The organism is Variovorax cryoconiti (genome assembly GCF_051216395.1).
GTDB lineage: Bacteria > Pseudomonadota > Gammaproteobacteria > Burkholderiales > Burkholderiaceae_C > Variovorax.
This window is the reverse complement of sequence record NZ_JBPJZI010000014.1, coordinates 109446-118939: the sequence shown is the minus strand read 5'-3', so window position 1 is coordinate 118939 and position 9494 is coordinate 109446. Positions and strand designations below refer to the sequence as shown.

The 9494-nt window shown below is 68.0% G+C and carries 11 protein-coding genes; 3 read left to right on the top strand and 8 right to left on the bottom strand.

What is annotated here, in order from left to right; all coding sequences use genetic code 11:
* Window positions 1-707 precede the first annotated feature (707 nt).
* Together ACSFA2_RS24330 and ACSFA2_RS24325 are read right to left on the bottom strand one after the other, a co-directional pair.
* Window positions 708-1736 carry an ATP-binding protein gene (locus ACSFA2_RS24330; RefSeq protein WP_435457900.1) on the bottom strand — a complete coding sequence of 343 codons (1029 nt, stop codon included), beginning with the start codon at window positions 1734-1736 and terminating at the stop codon, window positions 708-710.
* Window positions 1733-2485: a response regulator gene (locus ACSFA2_RS24325; RefSeq protein WP_435457899.1), complete on the bottom strand. Its 753-nt coding sequence runs from the start codon at window positions 2483-2485 to the stop codon at window positions 1733-1735. The genes ACSFA2_RS24330 and ACSFA2_RS24325 overlap by 4 nt, the downstream gene beginning before the upstream one ends.
* Before the next feature lie 214 nt (window positions 2486-2699).
* Here ACSFA2_RS24325 and xopAW point away from each other — a divergent pair, with 214 nt between their 5' ends.
* Window positions 2700-3602 (top strand): XopAW family type III secretion system calcium-binding effector, encoded by a 903-nt coding sequence (gene xopAW, locus ACSFA2_RS24320; RefSeq protein WP_435457898.1) that lies wholly within the window; start codon window positions 2700-2702, stop codon window positions 3600-3602.
* Window positions 3603-3624: 22 nt separating this feature from the next.
* Here the strand turns inward: xopAW and ACSFA2_RS24315 are convergent, their stop codons facing one another.
* Genes ACSFA2_RS24315 through ACSFA2_RS24295 form a run of 5 tightly spaced genes read right to left on the bottom strand, consistent with a single transcriptional unit; the run spans window position 3625 to window position 7720 of the window.
* The gene (locus tag ACSFA2_RS24315) at window positions 3625-4131 is read right to left on the bottom strand and encodes a murein hydrolase activator EnvC family protein (RefSeq protein WP_435457897.1); all 507 of its coding nucleotides are present in this window, start codon (window positions 4129-4131) and stop codon (window positions 3625-3627) included.
* A gap of 37 nt (window positions 4132-4168) precedes the next feature.
* Complete coding sequence (locus ACSFA2_RS24310) at window positions 4169-5962, bottom strand: ABC transporter ATP-binding protein (protein WP_435457896.1); 1794 nt, start codon at window positions 5960-5962, stop codon at window positions 4169-4171.
* Between the two features lie 19 nt (window positions 5963-5981).
* Window positions 5982-6452 (bottom strand): CreA family protein, encoded by a 471-nt coding sequence (locus tag ACSFA2_RS24305; RefSeq protein ID WP_435457895.1) that lies wholly within the window; start codon window positions 6450-6452, stop codon window positions 5982-5984.
* An 8-nt stretch (window positions 6453-6460) separates the two neighbouring features.
* A complete protein-coding gene (locus ACSFA2_RS24300) occupies window positions 6461-7015 on the bottom strand; it encodes an NUDIX hydrolase (RefSeq protein ID WP_435457894.1) in 555 nt (184 codons plus the stop codon).
* A gap of 3 nt (window positions 7016-7018) precedes the next feature.
* Window positions 7019-7720, bottom strand: coding sequence for a fumarylacetoacetate hydrolase family protein (locus ACSFA2_RS24295; RefSeq protein WP_435457893.1), 702 nt, complete (start codon window positions 7718-7720; stop codon window positions 7019-7021).
* Window positions 7721-7816: 96 nt separating this feature from the next.
* Here ACSFA2_RS24295 and maiA point away from each other — a divergent pair, with 96 nt between their 5' ends.
* On the top strand, window positions 7817-8467 hold the full coding sequence (gene maiA, locus ACSFA2_RS24290; RefSeq protein WP_435457904.1) for a maleylacetoacetate isomerase: 651 nt from the start codon (window positions 7817-7819) through the stop codon (window positions 8465-8467).
* Window positions 8467-9204 carry a peptidoglycan editing factor PgeF gene (pgeF, locus tag ACSFA2_RS24285; protein ID WP_435457892.1) on the top strand — a complete coding sequence of 246 codons (738 nt, stop codon included), beginning with the start codon at window positions 8467-8469 and terminating at the stop codon, window positions 9202-9204. The genes maiA and pgeF overlap by 1 nt, the downstream gene beginning before the upstream one ends.
* Here pgeF and ACSFA2_RS24280 read toward each other — a convergent pair.
* A complete protein-coding gene (locus ACSFA2_RS24280; RefSeq protein ID WP_435457891.1) occupies window positions 9136-9426 on the bottom strand; it encodes a hypothetical protein in 291 nt (96 codons plus the stop codon). The genes pgeF and ACSFA2_RS24280 overlap by 69 nt on opposite strands.
* Window positions 9427-9494 lie beyond the last annotated feature (68 nt).

The window sequence follows — 9494 nt, the reverse complement described above, 5'->3', positions numbered from 1 at the left end:
GAGATGTTCTACAACCCAAAGCGGCGCCACGGCACTGCCGGAGATACTTCGCCGGTAGAGTTCGAACGACGCCATTCCCAACGGCTCAACAGTGTCTAGGGAATCCGGGGCGATTCACGGTACCAAGCACGTCATTCCGCAGGGGGGCGTCAGTGATCTTCGTTTCGACTTTTTTGTGCAACCGCCTGTGCGTCAAAAGGGACAACTGTTCAAGGCCGATGTTGCGATCATTGACCAATTCGGAAACGAGCATTGGTTGAAGGGACTGGAGTTTCCGTACTCATGATGTATTCGCCGCCTAACCCTGCGGTCAACACGGACCTCGCGCGAAAAGACGCGCGAGGCCGGTTACCTTCACGTTGAGAGACGGCTTCGGGCCGAGGCTGTGTGAAAACTCAATGCGGAGGGCATCACTCCGAAACTCGACCTCTCAGATGGGCTCAGGTTGCATTTTCTCGAATAGGTCAGGGGGTCGAGGACCCCTGAAAACAGGGTCGAAAGGAGTTTTCACACAGCCTCGGCCCAAAGCGGCTGTAGACATTGCCGAAAAGCAGATGGTCGGTGCGCAGCAAGAAGGCTCATCAACTTTGTTGCGTGATCAAGCTGGCCCAACTCGTGTGGGGGCGACCGCGCGTCGCGGGCCGGCGTGAGTGCGTAAGCCGTTGAGTTGTCGCCGAGTGCCGGATCTGCATCTGTGCGATCCCACGCTAGGTCGCGGCGCGGCGGCGCGGTAGCGTCAGCGCGGCGATGAGCCCAGTCGGCTCGGCGTTGCGCAGGCTCAGCTGTCCCTTGTGGTGCCGCGCGATGTCGTGCGCAATCGCCAGGCCCAGGCCGACGCCGCCGTGGTGGCGGTTGCGCGAGGCTTCGAGCCGGTGGAAGGGTTCGAGCACGCGTTCGAGGTCGGCCTCCGGAATGCCGGGGCCTTCGTCGTGCACCTCGATGCAGAGATGGTCGGCGTGATCGATCAGGTGGATGTGCGCCGAGCCGCCGTAGCGCAGCGCGTTGTCGACCAGGTTGTCGATGCAGCGGCGCAGCGACGAGGTCTGCGCGCGGAGTGGTCGCACCGGGCCCATCGTCAGGCCCACGTCCTGTCCGCAGGCCTGCCGGTCGTCGGCCAGGCTGCCCAGCAGCGAGGCGATGTCGAGCAGCACGAAGGCCTCGGGTTCGGCGGCACCGCGCAGGTAGTCCAGCGTGGCCGTGATCATGTCGTTCATCTCGACGATGTCGCGGCCGAACTCGCGCCGTGCGACCGGGTCGTCGAGCCCTTCGGCGCGCAGGGCCAGGCGCGTCAGCGGCGTGCGCAGGTCGTGCGACACGGCAGCGACGAAGCGGTCGCGCTCGTCGAGCTGGCGGCAGATCTGCGCCTGCATCTGGTTGAAGACGCGGGTGGCGGCGCGGCATTCCTCGGTGCCTTGCTCGGCCATGGGCGGTCGGCGGATGTCGAGCCCGATGTCGCGTGCGGCCGCAGCGAGCCGGCGGATGGGCTGCGACAGCCAGCGCGCACCGATCCAGGCGGCCAGCATCAGCGCGCCGAGTCGCACCCCGATGTCGAGCAGCAGGCCGGGGTGCATGCCGGGCGGCGGACCCGGGCGCAGCGCGCCCGGCGGCGGCGGCGGCCGCAGCTCGAACATGAGCGTGAGCGCCAGCACATGGCTCGCGAGCACGGCGACGAACAGCAGCAAGGCGAGCCGGCCGAACAGGCTGCTCGGCACGAGGCGGGCCCAGGCGCGCGTCATCCGTGCTGCCAGGCGGGCTGGCCCTGCACCGATCGCACGTTGAACAGGTAGCCGGCACCGCGCACCGTCTTGATCATCTTCGGCTCGCGCGGGTCGTCGGCCAGCTTCTGGCGCAGCCGCGACACCAGCAGGTCGATGCTGCGGTCGAAGGACTCCATCGCGCGGCCGCGCGCCTGTTCCATCAGCTGGTCGCGGCTGAAGAGACGGCGCGGCATCTGCAGGAAGGTGAAGAGCAGGCGGAACTCCGCGTTGGACAGGGCCACCATCAGCCCGGCCGGAGAGACCAGGCAGCGGTCGTCGCGGTGCAGTTCCCAGCCGTCGAAGCGGACCACGTTGCTGTGCAGCGGCGCGTTGGCCGCCTGCGTGCCGTTCGCGCGGCGCAGCACGGTCTGGATGCGGGCCACCAGTTCGCGCGGCTCGAAGGGCTTGCCCATGTAGTCGTCGGCGCCCGATTCCAGACCGAGCACGCGGTCGTACGGGTGGGAGCGCGCCGTCAGCATGATGATCGGCATCGGCGTGGACCGGCGCACCTCGCGCGCCAACTGCAGGCCATCGGTGCCCGGCAGCATCAGGTCGAGCACCAGGAGGTCGATGGCGTGGTTGGCCAACTGCTGGCGCATGGCCAGGTCGTTGCCCGCCACATGCACCTGGAAGCCGAAGCGCGCCAGGTAGTCCCGCAGCAGTTCGGTGATGCCTTCGTCGTCGTCGACGATCAGGATCTGCGGTGCGGGCGGGTTGGACGGATTCATGGGTCCGAACAGTCTAGGTAGCGCCCGCGCACGGCCAAAGCCCGAGCAGGCGGGGGAAACGCCGCTTGTTCGGGCGCTGAATCGGCCTTTCGTATCAGCCTTGGTACACAACCGACAAACCCAGCTTACGCACGCTCCCAAGAATCGCCGGTGCCGCTGCTCGTCGTCGATGGGCGTGGCTTTCACTCAACCATGAACGACGAGGGTAACGACCATGAGCGCCATCAGCGGGGTCAGTAGCGCCAGCAACAGCTGGTTCGATATGCGAAGTCAGATGCAGGCGAAGATGCTCGCCAAGGCCGACACGGACAAGAGCGGCGGTGTCGACAAGACCGAACTCCAGGGTGTCCTCGACAACATTGCGGAGAAGACCGGTGTCGCCGCGACCGGCGACACGGCCGAGCTGTTCGGCAAGATGGACGCCGACGGCGACGGCAGCGTGTCCGGCGAGGAGTTGGCCGAGGGCATGAAGGACCTGATGCCCAAGCCCGGCGGCGACAAGGGCGACGACCTGTTCGCGAAGGCCGACGCCGACGGCGACAGCCTGGTCAGCAAGGTGGAGATGCAGATCCTCCTGGCCAAGATGACGGGCGAAGGTGCGGAAGGCACGTCGTCCACCGAGGACACGGTGGCCAGCGATGAACTGTTCGCCAAGCTCGACAGCGATGGCGACGGCAGCCTGAGCCAGACCGAGTTCGAGGCGGGGCGTCCGTCGGGCCCCGAAGGTGCGCCCCCCGCCGGTGGTCCGCCGCCGGCCGGCGGTGCGGGTGGCGGCGGGGGTGGTGGCGGCGTTGCAGGCGTCACGACCTACGACCCGCTCGACACCAATGAAGACGGCGAGGTGTCATTGGCCGAACGGATGGCCGGCAACGTGTCGACCGATGCGGTGCAGGCGCTGCTCGAAGCCGTCGACACGGACGGCGATTCCGAGGTCAGCAGCGCCGAATCGGATGCCTTCGTTCAGGCACTGAGCGCCCAGGTCGACTCGACGGACGTGTCGACGCAGGGCACGCTCGGCGGCAACAAGCTCGTCGAGCTGGTGCAGCGCGCCTATGCGCAGATGGCCAGCGAGTCGGAAGGGCAGACTCGGGGCAGCACGCTCGACACCTCGGCCTGACGCGCCGCTGCGCGCCTGGGCTCTACCGCAGCTTGCCGCTGAGGTAGGGCTCGGGGTCGACCGCGTTCCCGTCCTTGCGGATCTCGAAGTGCAGCTTCACGCGGTCGGCTTCGCTCTTGCCCATCTCGGCGATCTTCTGGCCCTGGCGGACGATCTCGTTCTCCTTCACCAGCAGCACCTGGTTGTGCGCGTAGGCGGTGATGAAGGTCTCGTTGTGCTTCACGATGAGCATGTTGCCGTAGCCGCGCAACTGGCCGCCCGTGTAGACCACGCGGCCGTCGGCTGCCGCCAGCACCGGGTCGCCCGCGCTGCCGGCGATGTCGAGGCCCTTGTTCGACTTGCCATTGAAGCGCGCGAGCGTCGCGCCGCTGGCCGGCCGGATGAACTGCGGCTTGGCCTGCGCCGCGGCGCCGGGGTTGCCGCTGCCCGGGGTCGGGCCGGTCGTGCCGCAGGCCACCAGGGCCGCGGTGGCGGCGGCCGCGAGGCCGATGCGAAAGGTCAGGGGCAGGGGGTGTGTCAGTGGTGGCATGCGCGGTTTGGAATGGGTTCGACGGGCGAGGTTCCCGTCATTGGGGCTGGACCATGCGCTGCAGCAGCGGCTGGCGTGCCAGCACCGCGTTGCGTGGGCCGATGTCGAGCACGCGGCCGGCTTCCATCAGGAGCACGGTGTCGAAGCGGTCCAGCAGGCTGAGCCGGTGGATGGACGCGATCACGCAGGCCTCGGGGAAGGCCGCGGCGATACGTTCAAGCACGCGCGCCTCGGTGCCGGCGTCGAGCGCGCTGGTGGGTTCGTCGAGCAGCAGCAGCGAACTGCCCTCTGCCGCCAGCACGCCGCGCGCGAGGCACAGCCGCTGGCGCTGGCCGCCCGACAGGTTGAAGCCGCGCTCGGACAGCGGCGAGTCGAGGTCGCTCTTGTTGGCTTTCAGCACCTCGTCGAAGGCGCTGGCGTACAGCGCGGCTTCGATGCGTTCGTCGCTGCAGGGCCGACCGAAGCTCAGGTTCTCGCGCACGCTGGCCTCGAAGACCTCGGTCTCCTGCGGAATCAGCGTGGCGATCTGCCGCAGCCGCCCCCATTCGAAGGGCTGGCCATCGAAATGCAGCATGCCGGCCTGCGGCGCATAGAGCCCGGCCAAGAGCCGCAGCAGCGTGCTCTTGCCGCCGCCGCTGGGACCGACCAGTGCGATGCGCTGCCCGCGGCGCAGCGCGAGCGTCACGTCGTTCAGGCCGCTGCGCACTGTCTCGCCCTCGGCCGGCTCGCCCTGGCGCTCGTAGCTCCAGCGCAGGCCCGTCACCTGCAGTTCCGACCACGTGGTCGTCGCATCGATGTGCTCGTGCGCCGGCACTTCTTCGGGTGGCGTGGTGAGTGCGGGGCCGGTGGGCGCGTCCCAGATCGGGGCCGCGCTGCCGTAGTCGGTGTGCATGCGCGCGAAGAACTGGAAGTTGGCCGCCATCGACGACACCACGCCCGCGGCCTGCTGCGCGTACTGGTAGATCATGAAGACCGAGCCCAGCAGCACCGCCTGCCCGGGCGTGCGCGATTGCCAGACGTAGATGACGACCAGGCCCCAGGTCAGCACCATGCCCAGCATGTCGACCACGAACCACTTGCCCTCGTTGAGCACCACGGTGCGCTTGAGCGGCACCGAGATGGCCGCCATGCGCGCCCGCAGCAGCAGCCGCGACGCGCCCTGCAGCCGCAGGCCGATCACGGTCGATGCATTGCCGATGAAGTCCAGCAGCGCCGCGACGTAGCGGCGGTCGGCGTCGTTCTCGGTGCGCGCGAGGCGCATGAGGGCCTTGTCGATGCGCAGGATGATCAGGCCGATCAGCACGTAGCCCACGAGTGCGGTGGCACCGCTGGCGCGCGACAGCAGCGTGAGCGCCACCAGCGGCCCCACGATGCTCACCGCGTTGTTCAGCCAGATGAACTGGTTCTGCGCGAAGTCCGACAGCGCGCGGCTGGCCTGGTGCACGCGATGCTGCAGCTCGCCCGAGTGGTGGCCGTCATGCCACACCAGCGGCGCCGCGGCGAGCCGTGTGTAGAGCTGGTCGGCCAGCGATTCGCGCACCCGCACGCCGACGTTGCGCTCCAGGATGCGCCCGGGGCCGTGCAGCATCCACGACAGCAGGTAGACGCCGGTCAGCGTGGCGATCCAGCCACCGGCACCGCGCAGGTTGCCGCGCTGCAATTCGTTGATCGCCTGGCCGGCGAGGTAGGGCAGCGTGAGCTTGACCAGCTGCGACGCAGTCAGCAGCGCGGTCGCGCCCAGCAACTGTCCGCGCGCGCCGTCGGCGAAGCGCCAGAGCGCTGCATAGAGTTCGCGGACGGCATTTCCCGGCGCTTCGGGGGGCTCGTTCATCCGTGGCGGATCGCCTTTGCTACTTGACGGGGATGACGGTGGCGCGGTCGACCGGCACGGCCGTCACGCTGTTCTGCGGCGAGCCTTCGATCAGGCGGTCGGAGTAGCTCAGGTAGATGAGCGTGTTGCGCTTGGCGTCGACCATGCGCACCACGCGCAGGCGCTTGAACATGATCGATTGGCGTTCGCTGAAAATCTCGTCGCGCTTCTTGAGCGGCTCGGTGAAGCTCACCGGGCCGACCTGGCGGCAGGCGATCGAGGCTTCGGCCTTGTCCTCGGCCAGGCCCAGCGCGCCCGACACGCCGCCGGTCTTGGCGCGCGAGACGTAGCAGGTCACGCCGGCGACCTTGGGGTCGTCGTAGGCCTCGACCACGATCTTGTGGTCGGGGCCGATCAGCTTGAAGACGGTGTCGACTTCGCCCACCTGTTCGGCCGCGGCCGCGCTGGCGGCCAGCGCGCCGAGAAGGAGAAGGGCCAGACGTTGCTTCATGCGGGCTTTCAAACGATGTCCAGCGTGTGGACGCGGTCGAAGCTGCCGCGCTGGCGGTCTTCGAAGTAGAAGCGCAGGGTCTCGCGCACCGTGCGGAAGGCGATCTCGTCCCAGGGAATCTCTTCCTCGGTGAAGAGCTTCGCCTCGATGGTCTCGTGGCCGGGGTCGAACACGTCGTCGAGCAGGCGGGCGCGGTAGAACATGTGGACCTGGCCCACGCGCACCACGCTCATCACCGAGAACAGGCCTTCCATCTCGAAATGGGCACCGGCCTCTTCATCGGTCTCGCGCGCCGCACCCTGCGACGTGCTCTCGTTCAGCTCCATGAAGCCGGCCGGCAGCGTCCACTTGCCCCAGCGCGGCTCGATGTTCCGCTTGCACAGCAGCACCCTGTCCCCCAGCACGGGGATGGTGCCCACCACGTTGGTCGGGTTCTCGTAGTGGATCGTGTGGCAGGCCGGGCACACGGCACGCTCGCGCGTGTCGCCGTCGTCCGGCACGCGGTAGACCACCGCGGTGCCGCAGTTCTTGCAGTGCTTGATGGGCAGGTGGACGACCGACATCGATCAGACGATCTTGACGGTCAGTGTCGGCAGGCCGGCGACGGTGCCGACCAGCGTGTCGCCGGCCACCACGGCGCCGACGCCTTCGGGCGTGCCGGTCATGATCAGGTCGCCGGGCTGCAGCTCCCAGGCGGCCGACAGGTGCTCGATGGTCTCACCGATGTTCCAGATCAGCTTGCTGACCGTGCTGCGCTGACGGTCTTCGCCGTTCACCTGCAATGCGATCTCGGCATTGGGTGCATCGCCGGCGGCGGCCACCGGCACGATGGGGCCGATGGGCGCGCTCTGCTCGAAGCTCTTGCCGATGTCCCAGGGGCGGCCCTGTTTCTTCATCTCGCCCTGCAGGTCGCGGCGGGTCATGTCCAGGCCGACGGCGTAGCCGAAGATGTGCTTGTGCGCGTCGGCCGCCAAGATGTTCTTGCCGCCGGTGCCGATCGCCACGACGAGCTCGATCTCGTGGTGCAGGTTTTTGGTGAGCGTGGGGTAGGCCATGCTGCCGGTCTGGCCGGCATCGACCACCACCACCGCGTCGGCCGGCTTCATGAAGAAGAAGGGCGGCTCGCGGCCGGTGAAGCCCATTTCCTTGGCGTGATCTTCGTAGTTGCGGCCCACGCAGTAGATGCGGTGCACCGGGAAGCGGGCGGGTTGGCCGACGACGGGGAGGCTGACCACGGCCGGCGCAAGGAAAACGTACTCGGAAGCCATTGTTGGTTCGTCCTGATGAATGCGGGAGAACACCAGTTTGCCAGAGGTGGAACAGGCAGGGTGCAGGACAATGCTGCGGCTATGCTTGCAGCCATGATGAAGCTGCACAACTACTTCCGCTCGTCCGCCTCTTTTCGCGTGCGCATCGCGCTCAACATCAAGGGGCTGGCCTACGACTACGTGCCGGTGCACATCGCCCGCGGCGAGCACCACCAGCCGCCGTTCTCGGACATTGCGCCCGAGCAGCTGGTGCCGCTGCTGGAGGAGGACGAATCGTCCGGCGGCGAGCGCATCTCGCAGTCGATGGCCATCATCGAGTACCTCGACGAGATCAACCCCGAGCCGCCGCTGCTGCCGCACGACCCGGTGGGCCGGGCGCGCGTGCGGGCGCTGTCGCAGATCATCGCGTGCGAGATCCACCCGATCAACAACCTGCGCGTGCTGAAGTACCTGGTGAAGGAACTCAAGCTCGACGAGACCGCCAAGAACACCTGGTACCGCCACTGGGTGCGCGAGGGCCTGGAGGCCTTCGAGCGCCAGCTGGGCGAGCAGCCCGCCGGCATCTACTGCTACGGCAACACGCTCACCCTGGCCGACTGCTGCCTGGTGCCGCAGATCTTCAATGCGCAGCGCTTCGATTGCGACCTGAGCGGCCTGCCGCGCACCATGGCAGCGTACGAAGCCGCGATGCAAACCGATGCGGTGCAGCGCGCTCAGCCGGCCCGCTGCCCCGACGCAGAGTCCTGATGCACGACTGGCTCGTGCCGGACTGGCCGGCGCCCGCGGGCGTCCGTGCCGTGTGCACCACGCGGGCGGGCGGGGTGTCGCAAGGCGCGTTGGGTGGACTGAACCTTGGCGGGCACGTCGGCGATGAACCTGTGAACGTCGCCGCCAACCGCGCCCAGTTGCAGACGGCGATCGGCGTGCGGCCGGTGTTCCTGCAGCAGGTGCATGGCATCGACGTGCTGCCGATCGATGTGGCCACGCCCGATGGCGCCGTGGCCGATGCCTGCACCGCCGCCGACGCGGGTGTCGCCTGCACGATCATGGTGGCCGACTGCCTGCCGGTGCTTTTCACCGACAGCGAGGGCCGGCGCGTCGCTGCCGCCCATGCCGGCTGGCGCGGGCTGGCGGCCGGCGTGCTGGAGCGCACGGCGGCCGTCTTCGGCGATACGCCGCCGATGGCCTGGCTCGGCCCCTGCATCGGGCCGAATGCCTTCGAGGTGGGCGACGAGGTCCGGGCGGCGTTCGTGGCGCAGTCCGCCGACGCCGCGTCCTGCTTCCGGCCCGGCCCGGTGCCGGGCAAGTGGTGGGCCGATCTGACGGCGCTGGCGCGTCAGCGGCTGCGTGCGGCGGGCGTCGAGGCGGCGTACGGCAACGACGGCAGCGATGCCTGGTGCACCGTGCGCAACCCGTTACGTTTTTTCTCGCACCGGCGCGACAGGGTCAGCGGACGCTTCGCTGCTGCCGTCTGGCGCGATTGAAGCCGCAACCCGGCGCGCTTCTTCCTGTGCCGCGGCTTCGCGTTCCTTCAAAACACGCCGACGCGCCGGCGTGTTCAACAGGTAAACCACCAATGCGAGCGGCAGCACGCCGTAGAGTAGAAAGGTGAAGATCGCACCCAGCACCGTGCCGTTCGAATTCGTGGCTTCGGCCACCGCCATCATCAGGGTGACGTAGAGCCAGGCGATGATGACGATGTACATGTTCGGTTTGCGGGGAGCGGTGAATGCAGCATACTCAAAAGCAGAATCGACCCGGCCAGGGATCAGGA

What these genes read in the sequence shown, in the direction of transcription:
- ACSFA2_RS24295 (WP_435457893.1), bottom strand. Translation starts at nt 7,720, where the DNA reads ATGGCTTCCGAGTACGTTTTCCTTGCGCCGGCCGTGGTCAGCCTCCCC.
- ACSFA2_RS24315 (WP_435457897.1), bottom strand. Translation starts at nt 4,131, where the DNA reads ATGCCACCACTGACACACCCCCTGCCCCTGACCTTTCGCATCGGCCTC.
- ACSFA2_RS24325 (WP_435457899.1), bottom strand. Translation starts at nt 2,485, where the DNA reads ATGAATCCGTCCAACCCGCCCGCACCGCAGATCCTGATCGTCGACGAC.
- ACSFA2_RS24300 (WP_435457894.1), bottom strand. Translation starts at nt 7,015, where the DNA reads ATGTCGGTCGTCCACCTGCCCATCAAGCACTGCAAGAACTGCGGCACC.
- ACSFA2_RS24280 (WP_435457891.1), bottom strand. Translation starts at nt 9,426, where the DNA reads ATGTACATCGTCATCATCGCCTGGCTCTACGTCACCCTGATGATGGCG.
- pgeF (WP_435457892.1), top strand. Translation starts at nt 8,467, where the DNA reads ATGCACGACTGGCTCGTGCCGGACTGGCCGGCGCCCGCGGGCGTCCGT.
- xopAW (WP_435457898.1), top strand. Translation starts at nt 2,700, where the DNA reads ATGAGCGCCATCAGCGGGGTCAGTAGCGCCAGCAACAGCTGGTTCGAT.
- ACSFA2_RS24305 (WP_435457895.1), bottom strand. Translation starts at nt 6,452, where the DNA reads ATGAAGCAACGTCTGGCCCTTCTCCTTCTCGGCGCGCTGGCCGCCAGC.
- maiA (WP_435457904.1), top strand. Translation starts at nt 7,817, where the DNA reads ATGAAGCTGCACAACTACTTCCGCTCGTCCGCCTCTTTTCGCGTGCGC.
- ACSFA2_RS24310 (WP_435457896.1), bottom strand. Translation starts at nt 5,962, where the DNA reads ATGAACGAGCCCCCCGAAGCGCCGGGAAATGCCGTCCGCGAACTCTAT.
- ACSFA2_RS24330 (WP_435457900.1), bottom strand. Translation starts at nt 1,736, where the DNA reads ATGACGCGCGCCTGGGCCCGCCTCGTGCCGAGCAGCCTGTTCGGCCGG.